This is a genomic window from Pseudarthrobacter sp. fls2-241-R2A-168 (genome assembly GCF_030209335.1).
Taxonomy (GTDB): Bacteria; Actinomycetota; Actinomycetes; order Actinomycetales; family Micrococcaceae; genus Arthrobacter.
This window is the reverse complement of sequence record NZ_JARVSG010000013.1, coordinates 58,328-83,689: the sequence shown is the minus strand read 5'-3', so window position 1 is coordinate 83,689 and position 25,362 is coordinate 58,328. Positions and strand designations below refer to the sequence as shown.

Annotated in this window: 22 protein-coding genes; 17 read left to right on the top strand and 5 right to left on the bottom strand. The window is 66.5% G+C overall.

Annotated features, from left to right (window positions below; translation table 11 throughout):
* Positions 1–34 precede the first annotated feature (34 nt).
* From QRN11_RS09675 to QRN11_RS09665, 3 genes are read left to right on the top strand one after another with little or no spacing between them, the layout of a single operon-like run.
* Positions 35–2,779 carry an alpha-L-rhamnosidase gene (locus QRN11_RS09675; RefSeq protein WP_285250795.1) on the top strand — a complete coding sequence of 915 codons (2,745 nt, stop codon included), beginning with the start codon at positions 35–37 and terminating at the stop codon, positions 2,777–2,779.
* Positions 2,776–3,768 carry an alpha/beta hydrolase gene (locus QRN11_RS09670; RefSeq protein WP_285250794.1) on the top strand — a complete coding sequence of 331 codons (993 nt, stop codon included), beginning with the start codon at positions 2,776–2,778 and terminating at the stop codon, positions 3,766–3,768. Before QRN11_RS09675 ends, QRN11_RS09670 begins: the two co-directional genes overlap by 4 nt.
* On the top strand, positions 3,765–4,709 hold the full coding sequence (locus QRN11_RS09665; RefSeq protein WP_285250793.1) for an alpha/beta hydrolase: 945 nt from the start codon (positions 3,765–3,767) through the stop codon (positions 4,707–4,709). The genes QRN11_RS09670 and QRN11_RS09665 overlap by 4 nt, the downstream gene beginning before the upstream one ends.
* Before the next feature lie 56 nt (positions 4,710–4,765).
* Here QRN11_RS09665 and QRN11_RS09660 read toward each other — a convergent pair whose 3' ends face one another.
* Positions 4,766–5,533, bottom strand: coding sequence for a FadR/GntR family transcriptional regulator (locus tag QRN11_RS09660; RefSeq protein WP_285250792.1), 768 nt, complete (start codon positions 5,531–5,533; stop codon positions 4,766–4,768).
* 140 nt (positions 5,534–5,673) lie between these two features.
* Here QRN11_RS09660 and QRN11_RS09655 point away from each other — a divergent pair, with 140 nt between their 5' ends.
* From QRN11_RS09655 to QRN11_RS09600, 12 genes are all read left to right on the top strand, one after another.
* Positions 5,674–6,969 carry an ABC transporter substrate-binding protein gene (locus QRN11_RS09655; RefSeq protein WP_285250791.1) on the top strand — a complete coding sequence of 432 codons (1,296 nt, stop codon included), beginning with the start codon at positions 5,674–5,676 and terminating at the stop codon, positions 6,967–6,969.
* A gap of 171 nt (positions 6,970–7,140) precedes the next feature.
* Positions 7,141–8,034: a carbohydrate ABC transporter permease gene (locus QRN11_RS09650; RefSeq protein ID WP_255470897.1), complete on the top strand. Its 894-nt coding sequence runs from the start codon at positions 7,141–7,143 to the stop codon at positions 8,032–8,034.
* Positions 8,031–8,912 (top strand): carbohydrate ABC transporter permease, encoded by an 882-nt coding sequence (locus QRN11_RS09645; protein ID WP_285250790.1) that lies wholly within the window; start codon positions 8,031–8,033, stop codon positions 8,910–8,912. Before QRN11_RS09650 ends, QRN11_RS09645 begins: the two co-directional genes overlap by 4 nt.
* 6 nt (positions 8,913–8,918) lie before the next feature.
* Positions 8,919–10,067 (top strand): galactonate dehydratase, encoded by a 1,149-nt coding sequence (gene dgoD / locus QRN11_RS09640; protein ID WP_285250789.1) that lies wholly within the window; start codon positions 8,919–8,921, stop codon positions 10,065–10,067.
* Positions 10,068–10,103: 36 nt separating this feature from the next.
* Positions 10,104–10,793 carry a bifunctional 4-hydroxy-2-oxoglutarate aldolase/2-dehydro-3-deoxy-phosphogluconate aldolase gene (locus QRN11_RS09635; RefSeq protein WP_285250788.1) on the top strand — a complete coding sequence of 230 codons (690 nt, stop codon included), beginning with the start codon at positions 10,104–10,106 and terminating at the stop codon, positions 10,791–10,793.
* Entirely contained in the window at positions 10,790–11,779 is a 990-nt protein-coding gene (locus QRN11_RS09630) for a sugar kinase (RefSeq protein ID WP_285250787.1), read from the top strand. The genes QRN11_RS09635 and QRN11_RS09630 overlap by 4 nt, the downstream gene beginning before the upstream one ends.
* A 45-nt stretch (positions 11,780–11,824) precedes the next feature.
* Positions 11,825–13,054 (top strand): D-mannonate dehydratase ManD, encoded by a 1,230-nt coding sequence (gene manD, locus QRN11_RS09625; RefSeq protein ID WP_285250786.1) that lies wholly within the window; start codon positions 11,825–11,827, stop codon positions 13,052–13,054.
* A gap of 73 nt (positions 13,055–13,127) precedes the next feature.
* A complete protein-coding gene (locus QRN11_RS09620) occupies positions 13,128–14,126 on the top strand; it encodes a bile acid:sodium symporter family protein (RefSeq protein ID WP_285250785.1) in 999 nt (332 codons plus the stop codon).
* Between the two features lie 145 nt (positions 14,127–14,271).
* Entirely contained in the window at positions 14,272–15,141 is an 870-nt protein-coding gene (locus QRN11_RS09615; protein WP_285250784.1) for an alpha/beta hydrolase, read from the top strand.
* 51 nt (positions 15,142–15,192) lie between these two features.
* Complete coding sequence (locus tag QRN11_RS09610; RefSeq protein WP_285250783.1) at positions 15,193–16,050, top strand: fumarylacetoacetate hydrolase family protein; 858 nt, start codon at positions 15,193–15,195, stop codon at positions 16,048–16,050.
* Entirely contained in the window at positions 16,050–17,798 is a 1,749-nt protein-coding gene (locus QRN11_RS09605) for an FAD-dependent monooxygenase (protein ID WP_285250782.1), read from the top strand. The genes QRN11_RS09610 and QRN11_RS09605 overlap by 1 nt, the downstream gene beginning before the upstream one ends.
* Positions 17,776–19,014, top strand: coding sequence for a DUF3500 domain-containing protein (locus tag QRN11_RS09600; RefSeq protein WP_285250781.1), 1,239 nt, complete (start codon positions 17,776–17,778; stop codon positions 19,012–19,014). Before QRN11_RS09605 ends, QRN11_RS09600 begins: the two co-directional genes overlap by 23 nt.
* 76 nt (positions 19,015–19,090) lie before the next feature.
* Here the strand turns inward: QRN11_RS09600 and QRN11_RS09595 are convergent, their stop codons facing one another.
* Positions 19,091–20,161, bottom strand: coding sequence for a quercetin 2,3-dioxygenase (locus QRN11_RS09595; protein ID WP_285250780.1), 1,071 nt, complete (start codon positions 20,159–20,161; stop codon positions 19,091–19,093).
* 167 nt (positions 20,162–20,328) lie between these two features.
* Here QRN11_RS09595 and QRN11_RS09590 point away from each other — a divergent pair, with 167 nt between their 5' ends.
* Positions 20,329–21,894: a carboxylesterase/lipase family protein gene (locus QRN11_RS09590; RefSeq protein ID WP_285250779.1), complete on the top strand. Its 1,566-nt coding sequence runs from the start codon at positions 20,329–20,331 to the stop codon at positions 21,892–21,894.
* A gap of 106 nt (positions 21,895–22,000) precedes the next feature.
* Positions 22,001–22,204 (top strand): hypothetical protein, encoded by a 204-nt coding sequence (locus tag QRN11_RS09585; protein ID WP_091419105.1) that lies wholly within the window; start codon positions 22,001–22,003, stop codon positions 22,202–22,204.
* A 12-nt stretch (positions 22,205–22,216) separates the two neighbouring features.
* Here the strand turns inward: QRN11_RS09585 and QRN11_RS09580 are convergent, their stop codons facing one another.
* The 3 genes from QRN11_RS09580 to QRN11_RS09570 are packed head-to-tail and all read right to left on the bottom strand — an operon-like array spanning position 22,217 to position 25,361.
* Complete coding sequence (locus QRN11_RS09580; RefSeq protein WP_285250778.1) at positions 22,217–23,323, bottom strand: GTP pyrophosphokinase; 1,107 nt, start codon at positions 23,321–23,323, stop codon at positions 22,217–22,219.
* Positions 23,324–23,370: 47 nt separating this feature from the next.
* The gene (locus tag QRN11_RS09575; RefSeq protein WP_285250777.1) at positions 23,371–24,417 is read right to left on the bottom strand and encodes a LacI family DNA-binding transcriptional regulator; all 1,047 of its coding nucleotides are present in this window, start codon (positions 24,415–24,417) and stop codon (positions 23,371–23,373) included.
* A 47-nt stretch (positions 24,418–24,464) separates the two neighbouring features.
* Complete coding sequence (locus QRN11_RS09570) at positions 24,465–25,361, bottom strand: dihydrodipicolinate synthase family protein (RefSeq protein WP_285250776.1); 897 nt, start codon at positions 25,359–25,361, stop codon at positions 24,465–24,467.
* Between the last annotated feature and the right edge of the window lies 1 nt (position 25,362).

The following is a 25,362-nucleotide window of genomic DNA, read 5'->3' as shown; positions in this document are numbered from 1 at the left end:
AACTCCAGCTGCCCCACGTTCAGGAGCCTCCTGCATGACCTCCACCAGTCTCGACGCCGGCGTCGAGGAATCCCTCCTCGCCTCCGCCAGCCCCACCCGGCTTCGCGTGGAGCATCTCCGCGAGGCGATGGGCATCACCACCACCCGGCCGCGCATCAGCTGGACCCTCCCCGACGGCGCAACAGCCCAGACCGGATACCAGATCACAGCCAGCAATGGCTGGGATACCGGCCGGATGGAGTCTGCGCAGCACCTGCTGGTGCCCTACTCCGGTCCCGAGCTGCAGTCGCGCAGCCGGTTCGAATGGCGCGTGCGGACGTGGGCCGCGGATGCCAACGGCATCGAAACGGAGAGCGCCTGGTCCGAACCGATGCCGGTGGAACTGGGACTCCTGCACCCTTCTGACTGGACCGGACAGTGGATCGGGCCGGAGGAGCGGGCTGTTCCCGCTCCCGGGGAACGGCCCGGCTACCGCCTGTCCAAAACCTTCGGGCTGGAGGTCACCCCGGAGTCAGCCCGCATCTATGCCACCGCCCACGGCATCTACGAGCTGTTCCTCAACGGACAGCGGGTTGGCGACCAGCAACTCACCCCTGGCTCCACCAGCTACAACACCACCCTCCAGGTCCAGGCCTACGACATCACCGCATTGCTGCGCCCCGGAACCAACACCCTCCACGCAGTGCTCACCGACGGCTGGTACCGCGGGACCTTCGGTTTCACGCGCGACGCCGGCATGTACGGCACGCACACAGCCCTCCTTGCGCAGCTGGAGCTGCAGTCCGGGGACAGCAGGACGGTGATCGGCACCGATGAGTCCTGGCTGGTTTCGCCAACGGAGATCCTCAGCGCGGACCTGATGGCCGGCCAGCGGGTGGACTTCCGGGTGCCGGCAGCAAACGCGCCCCAGGTGAGCGCCGCCGTCGCCCGAGACGGAAGCTACGAAACGCTGACGGGGCCCGTGGCACCAGCCACGCGGGTGGTGGAAGTGCTCGAGCCCATGTCCATCACCCGCCTGGCAGACGACCACCAGGTGGTGGACTTCGGCCAGAACATCCACGGCTGGGTGCGCCTCACCAGGCTTGGCGCGCCGGGGGAGAAGGTCACCCTTGTGTACGGGGAGGCGCTCGGCCCCTCCGGTGACGTGACCCAAGACCACCTGCGCCCGCTCGACTTTCGCCACCCTGGCCAGTTCCTGTCCGCAGGCCAGGTTGACGAGGTGGCGGCGTCGGGCGATCCGGGAAAAGTATTCGAACCGCGGCATACTACCCACGGCTTCCAGTACGTGTCACTGCGCGGCCTCACGACGGACCTCGCGCGGGAGGACATTACCGCCTGCCTGGTCCAGACGGACCTGGAGCCCCTGGGCACCTTCACTTGCAGCGATGAGCGGCTGAACAAGCTCCACGAGATTGTGCAGTGGAGCTTCCGGGACAACGCCTGTGAGGTCCCCACCGACTGCCCGCAGCGGGAAAAGGCGGGCTGGACAGGGGACTGGCAGCTGTTTATACCCACTGCTGCATATCTCTTCGACGTCACCGGGTTCTCCCGCAAATGGCTGAACGACGTCCGCGCCGACCAATGGGAGAACGGCGTTATTGCCAACATCTCTCCGTCGCCCGGTCCCGAGGTCACGTCGGCGGACTTTATGGCCTTTATTAACGGTTCAGCCGGCTGGGGAGACGCCATTGTCATGGTGCCGTGGGAGCTGTATCTGGCCACCGGCGATGCCGGAATCCTCGCCGAGAACTGGGACGCGATGAACCGCTGGGTGGACTTCGTCCGGACCTCCGCGGAATCCCGCCGGCACCAGGACCGCCAGGCCGCCAGTCCAACACCGGCGCCACACCAGCAGTACCTCTGGGACACAGGCTTCCACTGGGGCGAATGGATGGAACCGGACGGCCCGGAACCGGACCTGTTCGCCGCCCGCTCCGCCGACCACGGCATCGTGGCCACCGCCTACTACCGGAACACCACCGCCCTGCTGGCCAGGATTGCCGATGTTCTCAGCCGCGAGGAGGAAGCCGCCGCGCTCGCCGAACTGTCCGAGAACGTAAGGCAGGCTTGGGAAACGGAATACGTCGACGCCGCCGGGCACGTCACCCAATCCAGCCAGGCCAACTGCGTCCGTGCCCTCGCGTTTGACCTCGTCAGCCCGGAACGGCGCGCCGCCGTGACGGCCCAGCTCGTCGAACTGATCAGGGCCGAAGGAACGCACGTGGGGACCGGCTTCCTGGCTACGCCCTATTTGCTGCCCGTCCTGGCTGACAATGGTGAGTTGGAGCTCGCCTACGAGCTGTTGATGCAGGACTCTGAACCCTCCTGGCTGGTGATGGTCGACCGCGGCGCCACCACCATGTGGGAGCTGTGGAACGGCATCGACGCCGATGGCACCCCGCACCAGTCCCTGAACCACTACAGCAAGGGCGCTGTGGTGTCCTTCCTGCACCGCTACACCGCAGGCCTCCGCCAGGCTCCCGGCAGCGCGGGCTACGAACGGATCATCATCGAACCGCGCCCCGGCGCCGGCCTGGCCTCCGCGGCCACTTCGCATCAGGGACCTCACGGCCTGATTGAAGTGGAGTGGACAGCGGACGACGGCGGCCTGCAGCTGAGTGCCACCGTCCCGGCCGGGACCATCGCCGACGTCCGCCTGCCCGGCCAGCCTCCCGCCGTCGTCGGACCTGGAAAGCACCACTTTGCCGCCGCCCGCGGCGGCACTGGTGAAACGCCCCAGCTTGCCAAAGACCCCCAACTTGTAAGGAGCGCACCATGAGTGTCAACGAAGCCACCGAGGTCTACGAAACCAAACCCTTCGATTCTGCCCGGCCCGGTGGTGTGGACGTTCCCCCGTTCCCTGTCTTCGACGCCCCGGGCTTGCCCGAAAACGTCTCGGACATCTCCGCCGTCCACCGTGAAGTCACGTATGCGCGGGCCATCGGGTTCCGGCCGCTCAAGATGGACATCTGGCTGCCGCGCCAGGCCGCCGCGCCCGTGCCGCTGGTGGTGTGGGTCCACGGCGGGGCCTTCCAGCTGGGCGACCGCCGCGAACTGCCGCCCACCTTTGCACCGGACTCAGTGTTCCGGCTGCTCAACGAGGCCGGAATCGCCTGCGCCACCGTGGACTACCGGCACTGCCTGGAGGCGCCGTTCCCGGCGCAGCTGCACGACCTGAAGGCGGCCGTCCGCTACCTGCGCGAATATGCGGCGGACCTCGGCGTGGACCCGGAACGGTTCGGCGCCTGGGGCGAATCCGCCGGCGGGCACCTTGTCGCGCTGCTCGGACTGACTGGCGCCAGGGAGGACCTGCACGGCGGGCTCGGTGCGCAGGGGCACTCCAGCCGCGTCAGCGCCGTCGTCGACTTCTACGGGGTCTCCTCGCTCGTGGAAATCCCGCCGATGAACACCCCTGACGGGCTCTTCCCGCCGGCGCTGACCGCAGCTGTTCCGGCCGGAATGTCCCTGCAGCCCGAGTACATGCTGGTGGGCGGCTCGGACGATCCCGCGCTGCTGGCTGCGGCAAGCCCGGTCAGCTACGTCACCGCCGGCGCGGCGCCGTTCCTGCTGATCCACGGCGACAGCGACGGCCTGGTGCCGCACTCACAGACCGACCTCCTGGCCGCGGCGCTCGCGGCAGCAGGCGTTGAGCATGAAGTGGTCACCATCAAGGGCGGCGACCACTGCTTCTTCGGCGCGGAAGACCAGCTGGACAACATTCTCGCGGCCGCCGTCGGTTTCTTCACCGAAAAGCTGGGCCGGTCATGACAGCCCGGCAGGGGGGATCGTCCGTGCCGTCCGACGGCGGGACGCTCGCGCCTGACGCTGGTTTCGCCTTGTACATGGCGGCACCCGAAGGTCCGGAAACCCTGCCCAGCCAGATGGGGCCCGACGTGCCCATCCGCACTGTCATCGCAGAGGGCAAGCGCGGGCCGGTGGATATCCGGATCTATGGGGAGCCGTCCTCCACCGGTGGGCCAGCGCTGGTGTGGCTGCACGGCGGCGGCTTCGTCAGCGGCGGCCTTGATATGCCCGAATCCGACTATCTGGGCCGCGTACTCGCCGCAAGCGGGATCCCGGTGCTGTCCGTCGATTACCGGCTGGCCCGCGACGGAGTGCACTTTCCGGTGCCCCACGAGGACGCGCTGGCGGCATGGTTCTGGATCCGCCGGAACGCCGCCGGACTCGGGTTGGATGCGGATCTCCTGTGCCTGGGCGGCGCAGGCGCGGGCGGCAACCTCGCCGTGGGCGCCGCGCTCTACCTGACCGACGCCGGCAAGCCGCTCCCCGCGAAGCTCCTGCTGGCGTATCCCTTCCTCCATGCCGAACTGCCGCCGCCCGCGGGCGGACTGGACGAGGAGGTGATGGCGACGCTGCCGCGGCACCTCCGCTTTACGATCGAGGACTGCCTGCGGAATGCGGAGAACTATGTGGGCGGTCCCGTGAGCATGGCGTCCTCCTACGCGATGCCTGGCTATGCCGACCCGTCAGGGCTGCCGCCGACGGCCATCGTCGCCTGCGAGTACGACGACGTCCGCGGCTCCTCCGAGCTGTTCGCCGCCAACCTGGAGCAGGCCGGTGTTCCGGTGTCCTACTTCCTGGCCCGCGGCGCCGTCCACGGGCACCTCAACCACGCGGCGGGCAGCCCGGAGGCGCAGCCCGTCCTGGATTTCCTGGCCCAGGAGTTGGCGTCCGCGAAGGTACAGTAACAACCGCAGACAGCGGCGTCCCGGCCCGCTCCCCGCGACGCCGCGGGTCTGAGGTTTTAGGTTCCTGCCTTGCCTGAAGCGGCAGGCGGCGCATTGCCGCCGTAGTGGCTGCTGGACCAGATCTGGCTCATCTCTTCGGTGGACTGCTCCACGATCCTGCTCATGGCGGCATGAGCTGCGGCCGCCTCCCCGCGCTGGATGGCGCTGGCCACATCCATGTGCAGCTGCAACGCTTCGTGATGGGGGAGGTGCGGCATCAGGCCATGTTGCGTGCGGCCAGTCAGGACCTCCGTCACCAGGTTCTGCAACTGTGCGAACATGGCGTTGCCCGAAGCATTGAGTACGGCCGCGTGAAACTCCACGTCCAGCAGTAGGAACTCTTCCTGGTCTCCACGCTGGCCGGCTGCCCACAGCCGGGCCGCGAGGGCTACCAGCTCGCTGCCCGCGTCCCACGATGCCCGCTCGGCAGCAAGTCGGGCTGCCTGCGGTTCCACCGCTCCACGGAGTTCGTTGAGTGACTGCAGCTGCTCAAGCCGACGGGACGAGGCAAGGCGCCAGCGGATCACTTCGGGATCGTAGAGATTCCAGGATGCTTCAGGCTGCACCACTGTGCCGAACCGGCGGCGTGACTCGAGCAGGCCCTTGGAGGACAGCACGCGGGCGGCCTCCCTCACCACGGAACGGGACACGTTGTGCTGTGCCTCCAACTCATCCAACCTCAGGACTGAGTTCGCGGGAAAACGCCCCTCAGCAATAGCAAGCCCCAAACTCTGCACGAGTGAAGCGTGCAGGTTTGTTGGAGACTCCGCCTTTGGGGTTTTCATAGATAAATCATACGGGTGCTTGCCAAGGCCTTGTCTATGTCTGTTTTATTTGTCTATGCTGACTCCCAAAGCAGATGTAAAGATGCATCTGTAAGCGGGCTGACTTTTTTGTCCAGCCCTCTCGAAGCAAGGGAGTCGTAATGAAGCGACGTTCTGTAGTGAAGTACGCGGCTGTCGCTGCGGCGCTTTCGCTCGGACTGACCGCCTGCAGTGGCGGCGGCGGCAGCAGCGATGCCAAGGAATCCGGCACCGTCCGGGTGACCCTGGCGAACCACGTCTGGACTGAAGGCATCAAGGCAGCTATTCCGGAGTTTGAGAAGTCCAGCGGCCTTAAGGTCGAGCTGACCCAGCTCGGCGAAGACCAGCTCTCGGACCAGTACAACGTCAAGCTCAACGCCGGCAGCGATGAGATCGATGTGATGATGTACCGCCCGCTCCAGGAAGGCAAAGCCTTCGCGAAGAACGGCTACCTGGCAGACCTGACGGACAAGGTCTCCGCAGACTCAGGTTGGGACTGGAAGGACTACCAGGAGGGCCCGGTCAAGGCCACTACTGTTGACGGCAAGGTTGTGGGCGTCCCGATCATCACCGAACGCGAAGTCCTCTACTACCGCAAGGACCTGCTGCAGGCAGCCGGACTCCAGGTTCCCAAGACCATGGACGAGCTCGAAGCTGCGTCTAAGGCCATCAAGGCAGCCAACCCGGACGTAGCCGGTTTTGTTGCCCGCACCGGCAAGTCCGCGGCGGTTACGCAGTTCTCCAGTTTCCTCTACAGTTTCGGCGGTGACTTCACGGATTCCAGCGGCAAGTCCGCTGTGAACTCGGACGCCGCGAAGAAGGCCTACGCCTACTACGGCGGTCTGATCAAGAACTACGGTCCCGCCAACGTCAGCACCGACATGAGCTGGCCCGAGGCGATGGCAATCTTTACGCAGGGCAAGGCGGCCTTCTACACCGAGGCGGACTCGCTCTACAAGAACGCCACAGATCCGGCCAAATCCAAAGTGGCGGACAAGGTAGGGTTTGCGCCGCTGCCCGCAGGTCCCGCGGGTTCCAAGCCTTACAACATCCCCTCCTGGGGCCTGGCCGTGAACGAGGCTTCCAGCAACCAGGACAACGCCTGGAAGTTCATCCAGTGGGCCACGAGCAAGGAACGCACCCTGGCCGCGCAGAAGGCCGGCGTCCCCGGACCCCGCGCTTCCGTCTGGTCCAACGCGGAAGGAACCTCGACGTACCCCAAGGACCTGGCCGATGCCATTGCGGTCAGCGCCAAGAACGGTATTGGCCACGACCGGCCCGAGGTTGTCACGGTAGGCAAGGCCCGCGAAATCGTCGGGGAGCCGATCGTCGCCAGCATCACCGGCGCCGACGCCTCCTCGGCAGCCGACTCGGCCGATGACTCCTTCCAGAAGTTCCTGGACAGCGAAAAGAAGTAACAGCCGCCGCGCTTCATACCCCTAAAGCGCATCAGAGCCCAGCGGGACGGTACCCCGTTGCCGTCCCGCCGGGTCATCGCTCTTGCCTCACCCCAAACTCTTAGGTGAACCATGTCTGTAATGAACGCGCCAGGCAGCGCCCCGGCCCGAAGCGCAGGACGCCCTCCCAGCATGGGTGGAAATTTCTCCGCCTGGGCGAACCGGCACCGCAAATGGCTTTTTGCCGCACCCGCCATGATCTTTGTCGGCGTCCTGATTGTCTTTCCGCTGGCGTGGACCTTGTACTTGAGCCTCACGGATTCGCAGGGGTCTGTCCGCGCCAAAACGGATTTCATTGGGTTCGAAAACTACCTGACAGTCCTCACTGACACAGAACGTTTCTGGCCGGCAGTGGCCCGTACGCTGTCATTCACCGGCGTGGCCCTGGTCTGCGAGGTGGTGCTCGGCATGGGCATCGCGCTGCTCCTTTGGCGCCCGTTCCGCGGTGAAAAGTGGGTTCGGGTGGCGATCCTGCTGCCGCTGGTGGCCACGCCGGTTGCCGTGGGAATGATGTGGCGGCTGATCTTCGATCCGAACATCGGCTTCGCCAACCAGCTGCTGGGCATGGTGGGCATCCCGCCTCAGCCCTGGCTCTCGGGCCAGGACACCGCGCTGGGAACCACGATCTTTATGGACGTATGGCAGTGGACCCCCATGGTGGTGCTGATCCTTCTTGCCGGCCTGACCTCGCTCTCCGATGAGCCTGATGAGGCTGCCCGGGTGGACGGCGCCAACTCCTTCCAGCGCTTCTTCCTCATCACCCTGCCGCTGATGATGCCTACCGTTGTTGTCGCCATCCTGCTTCGCGGCATCGACGCCCTGAAGACCTTCGACATCCTGTACGCCACCAAGGGCAAGGGCGGCGGGTCCTTCCACGAGGTGGAGACCCTGAACGTCTACGCCTACGGCCTGAGCTTCGACTACAACCAGTACGGGCTGTCCTCAGCGGTGCTGATCCTGTTCTTCATGATCATCATCGGCTCCATGTGGCTGCTGACCATGCGCAAGAAAGCGGTAAGCAAATGACCGTTACAACCCCCAGCCAAACCTCCGCCGCGGCTCCCCAGGTGATCCGCCGCCGTCGGAAGCCCCTGCCCACCCGCCTCTATAAGGTCTTCCGTGTTGTGGCCCTCATCGTGGTGGTGCTGTTCCTGATTGCGCCGTTGTTCTGGATGCTCCTGGCTTCCTTCAAGACCAATGTGGACATCTATGACACCGCCAAGGCCTTGATCTTCTCGCCCACGGGTGAGAACTACGCCAACGTTCTGCAGCGGAACAACTATTTCATCTTCATCTTCAACAGCTTCTGGGTGGCGTTCGTTTCCACCGCGCTGTCAATCGTGCTTGGCGTTCCCGCGGCCTATGCCATGAGCCGGTTCACCATGTACCGCTCCGCTCTCGTGGTGCTGATGGCGCGCGTTATCCCGGGCGTTTCCCTGTTGGTGCCCTGGTACTACGTGTTCTCCAACCTGCGGATGGTGGGCAAGTTCGAGGTCCTGATCCTCAGCCACATGTTCGTGGCGCTGCCGCTGATCGTCTACATCATGATGAGCTACTTCGATTCCCTGCCGCTCGAGCTGGAAGAGTCCGCCCAGGTGGACGGCCTCACCCCGATCGGTGCGTTCCGCCTCATCACGCTGCCGCTCGCCGTCTCCGGCATCGCCACCGCGGGCATCCTGTCGTTCATCTTCTCGTGGAACAACTTCATGTTTGCCCTGGTGCTTTCCGGCTCCAACACCAAAACACTGCCCGTGGCCATCTTCGACTTCGTCTCCTACGCCAGCATCGACTGGGGCGGACTCATGGCGGCGGCCACAGTGGTGACCATTCCCATCATGATCATTGCGCTTTTCACGCAGAAGTACATCGTCTCCGGCCTCACCGCCGGTGCCACCAAGGGCTAGGCAACAGTGACTTTCATCAGCAGGATCGAAACCTTCCTCGTCGCACCGCGCTGGCTGTTCGTCCGCATCGAGACCGACAGCGGAATCGTCGGCTGGGGCGAAGCGACCTGCGAGGGCCGCAGCGAAACGGTCCGCACCGCCGTCGAACAACTCTCCGAAGTCCTGATCGGCAATGATGCGCTCCGGATCGAGGACCACTGGCAGGTCATGACCAAGGGCTCTTTCTACCGCGGCGGCCCTATCCTGGCCAGCGCCGTGTCCGGCCTGGACCAGGCTCTGTGGGACATTGCCGGCAAGCATTTCAACACCCCGGTGCACCAGCTGCTTGGCGGGCACGTCCGTGACCGGATCCGGATGTACGGCTGGGTGGGCGGAGACGAACCCAACGAGGTAGCGGACCAGATCAGCGCCCAGCTGGAGGTGGGGCTGACGGCAGTCAAAATGAATGCCAGCGGCCGGATGAGCCCCATCGCCTCGGTGGCAGAGCTCGACGGCGTTGTCCGCCGGGTGGCTGCCGCCCGCGAGGTCCTGGGGGAGCACCGGGACGTCGCCGTGGATTTCCACGGCCGCTTCAGCCTTGCCAACGCCCGCCGCGTGGCACCGCTGCTGGAACCGTACCGGCCCTTCTTCCTCGAGGAACCAGTGGTCCCGGAAAACACGCACCTGCTGCGGGAGTTCACCGCGTCTACCACAACGCCGGTCTCCACCGGCGAGCGGCTCTACAACCGGCAGGAATTCCTGCCCGCCCTGCAGGCCGGCATCGCCGTGGCGCAGCCGGATCTCTCCCACGCTGGAGGCATCACCGAGGTCCGCAAGATCGCCTCGCTGGCCGAGGTCTACGACGTGCAGCTTGCGCCGCACTGCCCGCTGGGTCCACTGGCGCTCGCCGCGTGCCTGCAGGTGGGCTTTGCGACTCCCAATTTCCTCATCCAGGAACAGAGCATCGGCATTCACTACAACCAGGGCGCGGAAGTCCTGGACTACGTGGTGGACAAGTCGCCGCTGAAGTTTGTGGACGGGCACATTGAACGCCTTACCGGCCCCGGCCTGGGCATTGAAATCGATGAGGCCGTAGTCCGTGCCGCGGACAAGCGCGGGCATGCCTGGCGCGGCCCGGTCTGGCGCCAGCCGGACGGTGCCTTTGCCGAATGGTGACGGCCAAAAGCACGGGTATTGAGAAGAGCAACCCCTATGAAGGAGAAGGCCCTGATGGAGAACACCCTGGCCCCCGAGGAACTGCTGGCCGGCGTGCGGCGGACACGGCTGCTGGCGATCGTACGGGGAAACGACGGTACGGCAGCCGGGAAGGCGGCCCTCGCCGCGATGGAGGAGGGTTTCCAATATGTCGAAATCGCCCTGACCACTCCCGGGGCCCTCGATGCCATCAGTGAGGTGCGGGCTGCGGCGCCTGCCGGCTGCTTCGTAGGTGCCGGAACGGTGCTGACAAAACAGGACGTGGACAACGTTGCGGCCGCGGGCGGCCAGTTCATGGTCACGCCGTCCCTCGCGCCGTCCATCGAAGAAGCAGCGGGCCGGGGCATCCCCGTGCTGGCCGGTGCCCTGACCCCGAGCGAGTCCTTCGAAGCGATGAACCGCGGTGCCACGGCGGTAAAGCTCTTCCCTGCCTCCATTGGGGGACCCGGGTATCTCAAGGCAGTCCGCGATCCGTTCCCGGACATCCCCTTTATAGCGGTAGGCGGCGTGGGGCTCGATGAAGCGGCGGGATATTGGGCCGCCGGTGCCATCGCCGTCGGACTAGGCGGCCCGCTTTTCGGTGATTCGGCATCCGGGGGCGACCTCGCCGCCATGCGGGAGCGGGCACGCCGCTTTGCTGCCTTGGCTGCCGGTTCCGGCGGCGGGGCCATGGAGAGCCAACGGTGACTGCCGACGCCGGCCTCCCTGGCGTGGACCTCCTGACCTTCGGTGAGTCCATGGTCTCGCTGCGCTCAACCGGGCCGCTGTCCGCCGGCGGCGCCCTGGCCATGCATGTTGCCGGAGCCGAATCGAACGTGGCCGCGGCCGTCGCCCGGCTGGGCCACACCGCAAGATGGGCAGGCGTGGTGGGTGAAGATCCCCATGGCGAATTCATCCTCCGCCAGCTCCGGGCAGAGGGCGTGCAACTGCAGCAGCGCGAGGACCCATCGCGGTCGACCGGTGTGATGTTCCTCGAACAACGCACGGCGGACGTCACCCGCGCCTTCTACTACCGCTCCGGGTCCGCCGGATCAACGCTCAGCCGCGAGGATGCGGACCGTGCCCTGCAACAGGGCGCCCGCATCCTTCATCTCACCGGCATCACGGCTGCGCTCAGCCCAGAGTCGCGGAAGGCCGTGGAGTTCGCGGCCGAACGCGCCGCTGCCGACGGGCTGGTGGTGTCCCTCGACGTCAACTACCGCAGCAAACTGTGGTCCCGGGACGAGGCCCGGGAGGCCCTCACTCCGCTCGTCCGGCACGCCACCATCCTGATTGCTTCCGACGACGAACTTGACCTGGTAGCCATCCCGCCCGACGGCGGCCAGGACCCTGAGACGCAGGAAGGGGTTATGGCTGGCCAACTCCTTGGACTGGGAGTGCGCGAAGTTGTGGTCAAGCGCGGTGCCGCCGGCGCGTGCGTCCACACCCGGGACGGCCGCTGGGAAGCCCCGGCAGTGCCTGTCACCAGCATCGACACGGTGGGTGCCGGAGATGCTTTCACCGCCGGTTACCTGTCCGCATTGCTCGACGGCGAGGACGTGGCCGGCCGGCTGCAGCGGGGGGCCCTGATGGGGGCCTTCGCCGTCAGCACTGCCGGGGACTGGGAAGGCCTTCCCCGCCGGGCAGAGCTCGCCCTGCTCGGCACCACCCCCAGCGGAACCACCCAACGCTGACCCCCGCATCCTGACCCCTTCCGATCAAGAAAGCCTGTATCTGCTGTGAAAATCATTGCTGCTGACGTCTTTGTGACCAGTCCCTCCCGGAACTTCGTGACGCTCCGGATCACCACCGAGGATGGCGTGACCGGTATCGGTGACGCCACGTTGAACGGCCGTGAGCTCGCCGTCGCCGCATACTTGAAGGAGCACGTTGCGCAGCTGCTGATCGGGAAGGACCCGCACCGGATCGAGGACACCTGGCAGTTCCTGTACCGCTCCTCGTACTGGCGCCGGGGCCCGGTGACGATGGCAGCGATCGCGGCGGTGGACATGGCGTTGTGGGACATCAAGGGCAAGATGGCGGGCATGCCGGTGTACCAGTTGCTGGGCGGGGCGTCCCGGAACGGGCTGCGCGCGTACGGGCACGCCTCGGGCGCTGATTTGCCGTCTTTGTTTGATTCGGTCCGGGAGCACCTGGAGCTTGGGTACAAGTCGATCCGGATCCAGACCGCCGTGCCTGGTATCAAGGCTGTGTACGGGGTGGCGGCGCAGGCGCAGGCTTCGGGGGAGCGGTATGACTACGAACCCGCCGGGCGGGGGGCGTTTCCGGTGGAGGAGGACTGGGACACCCGGGCTTACCTGCGCCACCTGCCTACCGTGTTTGAGGCGGTCCGGAACGAGTTCGGCCCGGAAATCCCTTTGCTGCACGACGGGCACCACCGGATGACCCCGATCCAGGCCGCGAAGCTGGGCAAGGCGCTGGAGCCGTATGACCTGTTCTGGCTGGAGGACTGCACCCCGGCCGAGAACCAGGAAGGCCTGCGCCTGGTCCGCCAGCACACCACCACCCCGCTGGCGATCGGTGAAATCTTCAACACCGTGTATGACTTCCAGACCCTGATCAAGGAACAGCTGATCGACTACGTCCGGGCCGCGTCCACCCACTTCGGCGGGATCAGCCCGTTGAAGAAGGTGATGGACTTCGCCGCTCAGTACCAGATCAAGTCCGGCTTCCACGGTCCCACCGACATTTCCCCGGTGGGCTTTGCCGCGCAGCTGCACGTGGGCCTGGCCATCCATAACTACGGCATCCAGGAATACATGCAGCACTCGGACAAGACCAACGAGGTCTTCGAACAGTCCAAGACGTTTGTGGACGGCTACCTGCACCCGGGCGACAACCCTGGCATCGGCGTCGAGTTCAACGAAGAAGCCGCCGCGGCCTACCCCTACCAGCAGGCCTACCTGCCCTACAACCGCCTCATCGACGGAACGGTCCACGACTGGTGAGGCTGTAGCGCGGCTATTACCGGGTGGAGTCACGAACTGGCACAGGACTACCGCCTGGTGCGAGCATGGTTGGATGCTTGAGGCAACCAAATCCCAAAACACCCCTGCAGAAACGCCACTGAACCCGGCCCTGGCCGCCGAAAGCAGGATCGCCCGGATCGCGGTGACGGTGTTTCCGCTGCTGGTGGTTGCCGCGGGCATCGTTGGTTTCCTGGCGCCCGGGGTCTTCAAGCCGATGGCGCCCAGCGTGCCCTACCTGCTCGGGATCATCATGTTCTGCATGGGCCTCACGCTGACCCCGCCGGACTTCGCCGCCGTGGCCAAGCGCCCGTGGGCGGTGGCACTGGGCATCGTGGCGCACTACGTGATCATGCCGGGAGCCGGGTGGCTGATCGCCCTCGCGCTGAACCTGGAGCCGGAGCTGGCCGTGGGCCTGATCCTGGTGGGTTGCGCGCCTTCCGGCACCGCCTCCAACGTGATGGCCTTCCTGGCCAAGGGCGACGTTGCCCTGTCTGTGGCTGTTGCCTCCGTTTCCACGCTGATCGCCCCGATCGTTACGCCCCTGCTGGTCCTGTTCCTCGCCGGGTCCTACCTCCAGATCGACGCCGCAGGCATGGTCCTGGACATCGCCAAGACAGTCCTCCTGCCGGTGGTCGCCGGCCTGCTGGCCCGGCTGTTCCTCAAGAAGCTCGTGGCCAAGGTGCTGCCCGCACTGCCCTGGGCCTCCGCCGTCGTGATTTCCCTGATCGTGGCCATTGTGGTGGCCGGCAGCGCCGGCAAGATCGTGGCCGCGGGCGCCATCGTGTTCCTGGCCGTGGTGCTGCACAACGGCTTCGGACTGGGCCTGGGCTACCTCGCCGGCAAGATCGGCCGCCTGGACAGCAAGGCCCGCCGCGCCCTGGCCTTCGAGGTGGGTATGCAGAACTCCGGCCTCGCTGCGACGCTGGCCACCACCCACTTCAGCCCGCTCGCTGCCCTGCCGTCGGCTGTGTTCTCCCTGTGGCACAACATCTCCGGCGCCATCGTGGCCGCATGGCTGGCCCGCCGCCCGCTGGGGGACAGCAAGGGCTGACCAGCAGGAAGCCCCGAAGCTGTTTCATTCAGTGAAAGCAGCCATGCGGAGCGGACTCCCTGTGCGCGAATGTTGAGTAGTGACGCGGTCCACACTGGTGGCCCGGCGCATGAACGAAACGGCGCGGTAAGACATGGAGTCAACGATGACGGCAGGGCGGGTTCTGAAGGGCGTTGAATTCGCCCACCCCGAGGGCTCAGCGCCGCTGCTGCTTGACCTCTACCTCCTCGCAAGCCCGGAGCAGTCCGCTGCTTTGCCGGCTATTGTCCACTTCCACGGCGGCGGCTGGCGGGTGGGCGGCCGTTCCTCCCTTGGCCCCCAGGCGGATGCGCTGGACCTGAGCCCCATCGAACGCCTGGTGGACGCCGGTTTTGTGGTCGCCTCTGCCGATTACCGGCTGAGTTCCGTGGCCCACTTTCCGGCCCAGCTGCTGGACGCCAAGGCTGCGGTCCGCTGGGTCCGCGCCAATGCCGCCTCCTACAATATGGACCCGGACAGGATCTACGCGTGGGGTGATTCTGCCGGCGGGCACCTGGCCAGCCTTGTGGGACTGACCGCCGGGTCAGCGGAATACGCGGGTGATGAGGCGGGCATCAGCGACGCCGTTGCGGCCGTCGCCGCCTGGTACCCGCCCACCGACCTTCTCCACATGGGTGAACAACGCCTCGCTAACGCCGTCGCCAGCGCCGACGATCCGGGCTCGCGCGAGGCGCTCCTCCTGGGGGCCCAGCCGGCCGAAGCGCCGGACAAGGCAGCCGCCGCAAGCCCCCTCACCTACGCGGGCAACCATGCCCCGCCGTTCTTCCTGGCGCACGGCACCGCGGACCGCTTCGTCCCGCCGGCACAGTCCGCCAACCTGGCCGCGGCGCTGGAAGCGGCGGGCGCCGACGTCGAACTTTTGCTGATTGAAGGCGCCGACCACATGTGGCAACTGCCGGGGCAGGACCCTGCCGCTGCGATAAAGGCCGCCGACGCCACCCTCGATTTTTTCCGCCGCCAGGCATTCAGACCCTGACCTAAGACATCCCGGGCACCCAGCCCCGGGCAAGACCTGAAAGGCCCTCCCATGCAGTTTGTTGGCATCACTCACCAAGGCGAATCCTGGGCCGCGGCCCTCGTGGACTCGCGCCTCGTCCCGCTCGCGCCCATTACCGAATTCTGGGCGGACCCCGCCGGCTGGCAGGACAAAGCCGTTACCCTGACGGCCGACGCCGGCACCTCGTTGGAGCGCGGAAGCGTCACCGAAGTGCCGCTCGTCCCCGCCTCCGCCCGCGTGATCTGCGTGGGGCTGAACTACAAAGCCCACGCCGCCGAAGGCAGCTACAAGGACCAGGACCTGCCGCCCTATCCCACGCTGTTCGGCCGCTGGACCGCGTCGCTCTCCGTGGGCAACGTCCCTGTTCCCGTGCCGGCCGGGGAGGACGGGCTGGACTGGGAAGGCGAAGTGGCGGCCTACATCGGCCGCCGCGTTGAATCCGCGGACGAGGCCCAGGCTGCGGAATCAGTTTTCGGGTACTCCACCTTCAACGATCTCACCGCCCGCCGCGCCCAGAAGCTCACCACCCAGTGGACGGTGGGCAAAAACGGCGACTTCACCGGCCCGCTCGGACCCCTGGTCAGCGTCGACGAGGTGGGTGACCTCCGGGACGGCCTGCAGGTCCGCACCCGCGTGAACGGCACCGAAGTCCAGAACGGCAACACCCGGGACATGATCTTCTCCGTCCCGGCCATCATCTCGCTGATCAGCCAGACCCTGACGCTCCACCCCGGAGACGTCATCGCCACCGGCACCCCCGAAGGAGTGGGTTACGCGCGGACTCCGCAGTGGCTGCTGCAGCCCGGCGACACCGTCGAGGTGGAAATCGAGAAGCTCGGCACACTGGCCACGCCGGTAGGCGAAGCCTCCCTGCGGAGCCGTGCCTGATGGTCGCCCACCGTTTCGCCTCCCCGGAGCACATCCCCGCGGAGGTGCAGATCCTGATTGCCGGCGGCGGTCCCAGCGGCCTGTTCCTGGCGCTGGACCTGGCCTCCCGCGGCATCGCGAGCCTGGTGGTGGAGCCGCGCGATGCGGTGGACCACGCCCGCCCGCGCGCCAAAACCACCAACGCCCGCACCATGACGCACCTGCGCAGGCTCGGCCTTGCCGATGCCCTTCGGGCGGCTTCCCCGCTTCCGGTGGACTACGCCCAGGACGTCATCTTCTGCACCGGACTCACCGGTCCCGGTGCCTATGAACTGCGCCGGTTCCGGAAAGCTTTCCAGCTCGAGCCCGGCCGCTACAGCCCGCAGCCGGAGTGCGGACAGCAGGTCCCGCAGCCCGTGCTCGAGGAAGTGCTGCGGGCTGCCGTTGTTGACTCGCCGCTGGTGACAATGGTGACGGGCTGGAGCGTTCAGTCCGTCGATGATTCCGATGCCGGCTACGCAGCCGTGGTCTCCGATGCCTCCGGTGCCAAGCGCACCATCGCTGCCGAGTACGTCATCGGTGCCGACGGCGCCACCTCCGCCGTGCGCCGGAGCCTGGGGATCCGGCTTGAAGGCGGTTCCGCTGCCCTGTCCAACATCAGCATCCTGTTCCGGTCCGAGCGGCTGGCCTCAGCTGTGAACCTGGACCCGGCCGTGCAGTACTGGGTGGTCGGCGCCAACACCTCGGGCATGCTGGGGCCGATGGACCTCAACGGAACCTGGTGGGCCATCATCCAGGGCGTCAATCCGGAGGAGACCGTGGATACCGCCAAAGCCGGCGGTATGGTCCGCTCCCTGGTGGGCGCCGACGTCGATATCGAGGTCCTGGCCACCGATCCCTGGACGGCCCGCATGCTGCTGGCCCCGGAGTACCGCCGCGGGGGAGTGTTCCTGATGGGCGACGCCGCGCACCTCAACCCGCCCTGGGGCGGGCACGGCTTCAACACCTGCGTGGGCGATGCCGCCAACCTGGCCTGGAAGCTGGCCGCGGTGATCACGGGCTGGGCGGGCTCAGAGCTGCTGGACAGTTACGAAGCGGAACGCCGTCCCGTGGCAGCCCGCACCATCAGCGACGCCGCCGCCAACGGCAAGGCCCTTGCCTACCACTTCGCTGATCCAGAGCTCCTGGCCGACGGCCCTGCCGGCGCTTCCGCAAGGGCCGCCGCCCACGAAGCCCTTGCCGTGAAGCAGAGCGAATTCGATTCCCTGGGCCTGGTCCTTGGGTACGCCTACGGGGACTCGCCGGCGGTGGTCCCGGACGGGTCGCCGGCCCCGGTGGAGGACCCCATCGTGTACTTTCCGTCAGCCAGCCCGGGGGCCCTGCTGCCGCACGCCTGGCTGGACGGGTCCGCCTCGGTTTACGACCTTCTGGGCCAGGATTTCACGCTGCTCGTGGATGAAGATGCGCTCGCCGGCAGGCGGGCCGAGGACGTCTTTGCCGCCGTGGTCGGCGCTGGGAAACGCAAGGGCATCCCGGTGGCGATTGCCGCCGTCGGACGTTTCGATGACGGGACCCAACCCTCCGAGCTATGGGGAGGCGACGCCGTCCTGGTCCGCCCGGACCAGCACGTGGCGTGGCGGGGGAGTTCGGTGGAGGCGGCTGCGGCTGCCCTGGCCGTGGCGGCCGGCCGGCGCACGGCAGAAGACCTGGACCAGAACCAGCACAGCGAACAGGAAGGGAAGGCCCGTGTCCGCGTCGTCGTTCCGTGATTACCTCTTTGCCCCTGACCACCCCCGCGTAGCTGAGATCCGCGGCCTAAACGCCCGCGGGTACGCCGAGGCAGCAACCAGGGATTCGTTCGCCGGGCCCATGATCGAAGGCTGGAAGAAGCTGTATCCGCAGCCGTTCACAGGCATCACGAACGACGGCGTCCTCCGCCCCGGGCTGTTTCCGCTCGCTCCCGCGCGGGCCGGGGAGGAGGCGCCCACCCTTGAGATGGCGGCCGCGGCCCGCAAGCTGGTGGGCGCCCTGACCGCGGAGCAGGCGTCGCGGCTGAGTTACGCCGTGGACGCGCCCGAATGGCAGAGCTGGGCGAACCCGGAGTTTATGCAGCACGACACCGGCCTCCGCCTCGACGAGCTGGAGGCGCCGGTGCGGGACGCCGTGTTCGCCGTGGTGGAAGCATCACTGAGCCCGGCCGGTTTTGAGCTGATCCGGAACCTCATGCGGATCAACGGCTTCCTCGGTGAGCTGGTGGAGCTGCCGCTGCTGATGAACGAGTTCAGCTACAACTTCGCCCTGTATGGTGAACCGTCCGAGACGGAGCCGTGGGGGTGGCAGCTGTTCGGCCACCACGCTGCGCTGAACTGCCTGGTGGCCGGAACGCAGCTGGTGATCTCGCCCGTGTTTATGGGTGCCGAACCTGATGTTATCGACGCCGGGCCGTACCAGGGAGTGGTGGTGTTCAAGGAGCGCATCGCCCTGGCCAGGCAGCTGATGGCGGCCTTGCCTTCCGAGCTGCGGGCTGAAGCCACCGTGTATGAATCCATGGTGGACCCGGCAATGCCCGAAGGGCGCCTTCACCCTGGCGACGAGCGGCACCTGGGCGGCTGCTTCCAGGACAACCGGGTGATCCCGTACGAGGGCATCCCGGTGGCCGACATGCCAACCGAAGCCCGGACCATCCTCGACGCCGTGGTGGAGGACTTCATCGCCTACCTGCCGGACGGGCCTCGGGCTGCCCGGCGCCGGGAGATCCAGGAGCGGTACAGCGAGACATACTTCAGCTGGATCGGCGGCTGGGAAGGCGAAGAGGCCTTCTACTTCAGGCTGCAGAGCCCGGTGGTGGTCCTGGAACTCGACCACCACACCGGAGTATTCCTCAACAACGACGAGCCCGCCCCGTTCCACATGCACACCGTGGTGCGGACACCCAACGGCAACGACTACGGCCGCGAACTGGTCAAACAGCACCTGTCCCGCTAGGAAAAAGCAACGCGAGGTCACTTCCGGCCCGATAAATCGACTTTATTGGGCCGGGAGTGACCCCGCGTTGGCTTTGCTAGGAGATTTCCAGGGCCACGCGGCGCTGCGGCGGTGGGCCCACCACGGTGAGGTCCATCTCGGCCTGGGCGCGGCCGAAGCCTTCCATGTCCATGTAGGGCTCGCCGCCCTCGGTGTACATGTGGTCCTCGGTGGGCTTGTTGAAGTACTCGAAGAAGCCGTTGAAGACCGACGGCGTGAGGAAGCCCAGCATCTGGGTGTTGTGCGAGTCCAGGGCGAAGGAGTGGATGGTGCCGGCCGGGGCGTGGACGAAGTCGCCCTTGGTCAGCAGCATTTCCCGGCCGTTGGCGTAGAGCCACATCCGGCCCTCGGTGACCAGGAAGTTCTCCGTGTGCTGCTCGTGGAAGTGCAGCGGAATGTATGGGGTCTTGGCGCCCTTGGTGTGCACGGCGAAGTAGTTCGAGCCGGTGTTGGCGGGCCGGGACAGGTAGGTGAACATGGTCTGGTAGCTGACCAGGCGCTCACCCTCGTGCGCACTGAGGAAGTAGGGGCTCAGCGTGGGCGGCAGCCCGGCGTCGTGCTTGAAGGAAGGCTCCACCCGCTCAACGTCGGGGAAGGTGATTCCGAACTCGGCGCCAACCTCAGCCTGTTGCTGCAGGCTGGCCGTGCGGCCGGCGCGGACGGGCGGGATGTGGGAGTCGATGGGGGTGCCGACCCGCTCGTAGTAGGCCTCGGCGCCGCCCGGCGTCATCCAGTTCAGGAAGCGCGTGTAGTGGCTGGCCATGCGGTAGGCGTGGGGCGTGTTGGGCGGAATCACCACGGAGTCGCCGGGAGTGAGGATACGGCTTTCGCCGGGGAGCCAGACGTGCAGGATGCCATCTAAGACGTAGAGGGTCTTGTGTTCCACCGTGTGGCTGACGAACGGCGATTCGGCACCCATGCCGCCGGAGACGTAGGCGGCGCTGAAGATGCCGCCGGTGTCCGCCGCGCGGGCGATAACGGTGACCAGCTGGCCGTTGATCTCATAGCGCGCGCCTTCGCCCGAGGCCATGTAGTAGGGGACAGCTTCGCCGGGCAGGGTGTTGGCCACCGGCAGCTGCTGGTTCATTTCCTCCACGCTGAGGGACATGGTTCCTTCTTTCCAGTCGTCCGGCTGCGCCGGAATGTGACCTCCATCATTGCCTGAGCTTGCGCGGCGCAGGAGGTGGGATTCCAATGGATGAAAGGCCAGTGTGCTGCTCCTTGGCGAGCTGCGATGCTGGCAGTTGAACCTACGCCACCAGGAGTTTTGCCGGAATGAGCCTTTCTCCCATCGTCACCGTCGCCGAAGGATGCATCCGCGGCACTGCATCCATCCTCGAAGGGCTGGAGGTCAGCCGCTTCCTCGGAATTCCCTATGCAGGTTCTCCGGCGGGTGCGCGGCGGTTCAAGCCCCCGGCTCCTGCTGTGGGCTGGACCGGTGTCCTTGATGGCACGCTGCCGGGGCCCGCGGCGCCGCAGACCCCGGAGGTTCCGGCTCCGCCCGGGCGCAAGCCCCGCGCATGGAGCGAGAGTGATTGCCTGAACCTGAACGTCTGGACGCCAGAGATGGGCGGTTCGGGGCTGCCGGTGATGGTGTGGGTCCACGGCGGTGCGTATGTTTCGGGCTCGGGCAGTGACGCAATGTACGACGGCGGCAATCTCGCCGCTGCCACCGGCACCGTTGTGGTGACCATCAATTACCGGCTGGGCGCGCTGGGCTTCCTGCACCTGGCTGAGCTGCTGGGTACCGAGTATGGCGACTCATCGAACGTTGCGCTGCTTGATGTGCTGGAGGCACTGCAATGGGTCAAGCGGAACATCGCGGAGTTCGGGGGTGACCCGGACAATGTGACCCTGTTTGGTGAGTCGGCGGGTGCTGCGGCGGTGGGGACACTGCTGGGAATGCCTGCTTCGAAGGGGCTGTTCCGGCGGGCGATCATGCAAAGCGGAACCGCCGAAAGGTACCGGACTGCTGAGGATTCTTCCCGGATCAGCCGTGAGTTCGTGGCCCTGTGCGGGCTGGACGCGGCACAGGCTCGGGACCTTTTGACGCTTCCCGTTGGGCAGCTGCTCGAAGCCCAGGAGAAACTCGTGCAGCGCTTCGGCGCGCAAACGTTCACCGTCCCGCTGCCGTTCCAGCCGACGGTGGGGACGCCGTTGCTGCCGGTTCCGCCGCTGGAAGGGGTGCGGAGCGGGCTGAATTCCGAGGTTGACCTGCTGATCGGGACAAACCTGAACGAGGGGTCCTTTGCCGTGGAGATGCGGCCGAAGAACCCGTCGGAGCCCTCCCATGCGGAACGCGCAGCAGCGGTGCTGGCCGAGTCCGGCGCTCCAGGCCGCGAGGAGGAGTATGCCCGGGCGCTCGCTTCGGCTTTAGGTGCCGACCCCAGTGGAAAGCAACTGCTGGAAGCCGCCATTTCCGACGTCGTCTACCGGCAGCCCAGCAACCGGCTGCTGGATGCCCGGCAAGGCTCCGCCGGGAACAACTTCGCCTATCTCTTCGCGTGGCGGAGCCCGGCCATGGGCGGCAAGCTAGGCGCCTGCCATGCCCTGGACATCCCGTTTGTCTTCCGGCAACTGGCCTCGCCCGAAGCGGAGTTCCTCACCCGCGGCACGGCACCGCAGGGCTTGAGCGACATGATGAGCACCGCCTGGTCAGGCTTTGCCAGAACAGGCCAGCCCGCGGCTCCTGGCCTGCCTGACTGGCCGGACTACGGGCCCGAGCGCAGGACGATGATCCTGGACGAGAAGCCACGCGTGGAAGGTGACCCTCGGCGGGAATTGCGGGAGGTGCTTGGGCCGCGTGTGTCAGGATTGCCGGCGTCGAGGCAGCGCGTTTAAGGGAAGAAAAGGAGGCCAGTTAATCCGGAGCAGAAAAGGGGCTGTCCTTCACCCCCGCACCGCTACACTGAACCAACCACTCCCAGCATGAAATTGGCGGGCTCACATGAATAAAAAGCTGCACCTTACCCCGGCAGACGCGTTCCCGGAGGACCTGGAAAGCGTACCGGACCAGGAACTGCAGGTACTCGACAGCCAGGTCCAACGCCAGCTTGACCACGAAGTGGTTGTTGACGGCGAACCGAACCCTGAAACCGAGTTCCGCCACTACGAACTGGACGAGGAATTCGCCGACCGCGACAAGCGCTGACCTACCTAACTCTTACTTCTTCGTGAGCCTGTACCGCTCAATCTGCTTGAGCCGGCGCAGGAGGCTGTCCCGGCGGGGGTGCGGGACGGCGTCGGCCTCTTCGGCGGTGAGGTCGATGTGTTTGGTGCCGTACTGCCACAGCAGCAGGTCGTCGAGCAGCCGGTCCGGGCCGGGGGAGTAGCGGTGGTCCAGGGCTTTGCGCACTTCGGTGATGCGGTTGGCGCTGAGCAGCCCTGCCAGCTGCATGGTCTGGTTGAGGCCGTGCGCGGCGAGTAGCTCCGCGGCCCAGCCCCAATCGTCGTCCACTTTGCGGTCCACGTGCGGAAGCAGGGTGCGCCACACGTCCCGGATCCGGTTGGGCGTCAGCGGCGCCGCGCCCTCGCCCTCGGTGTCCCAGAAGCTGCGCACTTCCTCATACCGTTCATGCAGGTCGGCAAAAGCGGTTTCCACCGTTTCCAGCATCGCGGCAGTCGCGGTGAACTGCCGGTCGAAGTGCGGGGTCCAAGCACGCGGATCCTCCGCCTTGAACCGGATATCGTGCTCGATCTCGCTCCACGCGTGCGCGAAAATCGTGCGGATCTGGCACTCGAAAAAGTAGCTGCCGTTGGGCTGGGCGTCCGGGTTGAAGACCTGCTGGTATTCCTTCACGGCCTCGTTCTGGATGGTCCGCAGGATCAGGTGCCGGCTCGAATACCCGTACGTGCCGGACTCGATGGAGCCGATGTCCTTCTCCCGGTCCCCGCGGCAGTCGAACAGCTGGCGCTGGCGCTTGATGATGTTGGCCACCGCGGCGTTCTCCGCCGGCAGCTTGGTGATGACCCGGATGCCCACCATGTCGTTCAACGTCCGGAACGGGTCCGGGAACTTCAGGACCGGCGGGCCGCCCGGTTCCAGCGGCTCCTCAATCCGGGAAATCTTCTCCTTGAACGATTCCACCGTTTTGGTGCGCCCGGTGACAAACAGCGGCGTGACCTCACTGTCCTTGAGCATGTCCCGCATCTGCAGCAGGACATCCCGCGTGACCAGTTTCAGGGCAGGCCGGACGCGTTCGTAGATCTCCACGTTCCGCTGCACGGACTCGCGCAGGTCCGCGTCCAGGTTCTCCCAGTTACTTGGCATAATCCCAGCTTACGGCCGGGCACTGACAGAACGACGGCGGCAGTACTTCAGCGTTCCGCGGCAGCCGTGGACCCACGCACCACAAGCGAACTCTCCAGCGTGACCTCGTCCTGCTCCAGCGGCTTCCCCTCCATCAGCCGGCGCAGCTGCTCCCCGGCCTTCAGGCCCAGGGGAGTGGCGGGCAGGTGGACGCTGGTGAGGCCGGGATTGCTCGTGGCCGAATAGGGGAGGTCATCGAAACCGGCCACCGCCAGCTCCTCCGGAATCCGCACTCCGGCCACCCGCGCCTCCTGCAGTACGCCATAGGCATGCGTATCTGTACCGCAGACGACGGCGGTCACCCCCTCGCGCTGCCACCCCGGCCAGGCGTCGGCGAACGCGGCAGCCGATGCGCCGACGTCGATGGTGGTGCTGATGATGCGCCCCGCACCCACGCTGATGCCCCGGGTTGCGGCCTCATCCAGGAAGGCCTCGCGCCGGAGGGCGAAGGTCTCAGTGCCGGTGACGCTGTCCACGTACGCCACCTCCCGGTGCCCGGCCTTGGCCAGGTGCGCCGCGAGTTCCCGCGCCCCGCTGGCCACGTCAAGGTTCACCGACGGCGCATACCCCGCCAGCCCGGGGGCGTCCAGCAGGACAAGGGGCGACGGCGACGCGAGGTCCTCGAGGAATCCTGCGTTGGGTGCGTCCACCAGCAGCCCGGCCGGACGAAGCGACATCAGCCGCCGGACGTCGTCGGCCTCGGGGAACTCGCCCGCCTCGGTGACGGAGAGCAGCAGCTGGTACTGCGAGCCCAGGGATTCGCGGACCCCGGCGATCACTTTGGCGAAGAATGGGTTGGAGATATCCGGCGCCACCAGGATCACGATCGAGCTCACGCCCTTGGCCAGCGAACTGCCGATCCCGTCCACCACATAGCCAAGCTCGGCGATGGCGTCGCGGACGCGGGAGATGTTGTCCTCGGAGACGCGGCCCGCCGTCTTGCCGTTGGCTACCAGCGAAACGGTGGCGGTGGAGACACCGGCCCGGGCGGCAACCATGGCCGCGGTGATCCGCCGCGAACGCGCGGGCTGCTGCACCTGTTCCGCGGATTCCATACCTCGATGGTAGTAGGCGGCGGACAGCACAAGGACACGTGGAACCCTTACGAGCCCAGCCCCAGCAAACCGATAACGTCAGCCACGCGGCGGCGCTGGTCCGCCGTCAGCCCCTGGATCGGCAGCGGGAGGCAGGACGCATCCACCAGGCCGAGGTGCTCAGCAATCGCGGCAACCACCCGGATGCTGCCCCCGAACTCGGCGAACAGACCCCACAGCGGGGCGAGCCGGTCCGATTCGGCCAGGGCGTCGGCCAGCCTGCCCTCCTGCACGGCCTGCGTGATGCCCAGGGCAAGCGCAGGCAACGTGCCTCCGATGACCGAATACCAGGTGTCGCACCCGGCCACCAGGCCGGCGGCGGCATAGGCGTCGCCGGAGATGCCAATGCTCACATGTTCGGGTACTTCCGCGCGGATCTCCTGGACCCGCGCCCGGGCCCGCTCTGGACCGCCGGGAACACCCGGAATTTTGATCGAGGCAATCTGGGGCAGTTGGGTGATCCGTCCGTACAGTTCCGTGCTGAAGGTGAAGCGGGTGGTGGCCGGGTTGTCGTAGACCACGACGGGCAGCGGCGAGTGCGCCGTGACCGTACGGAACAGCTCGAAAACGTCGTCGTCCGTCAGTGGCTGGTACGTCATCGGCGCCAGCAGCACCCCGGACGCGCCGGCCTGCCCGGCGGCCTCCGCATTGGCCAGAACCTGCGATGTCCGCAGCGCGCCGATCCCCACGATCACGGGGACTGGACCCGCATGCTCCACTGCCAGCCGGGCCACCCGGCGTCGCTCGTCTCCGCCGAGGTAAGCGTAGGAACCGGTGGAGCCGAGCGCGGTGATGGAGTCCACGCCGGCCGCTGCGAGGCGTTGAACCAGGCGCACGAAAGCTGCCTCATCCACCTCATCGCTGGCCAACGGGGTTAGGGGAAAGGCGCTCAGGCCAGTGAACATC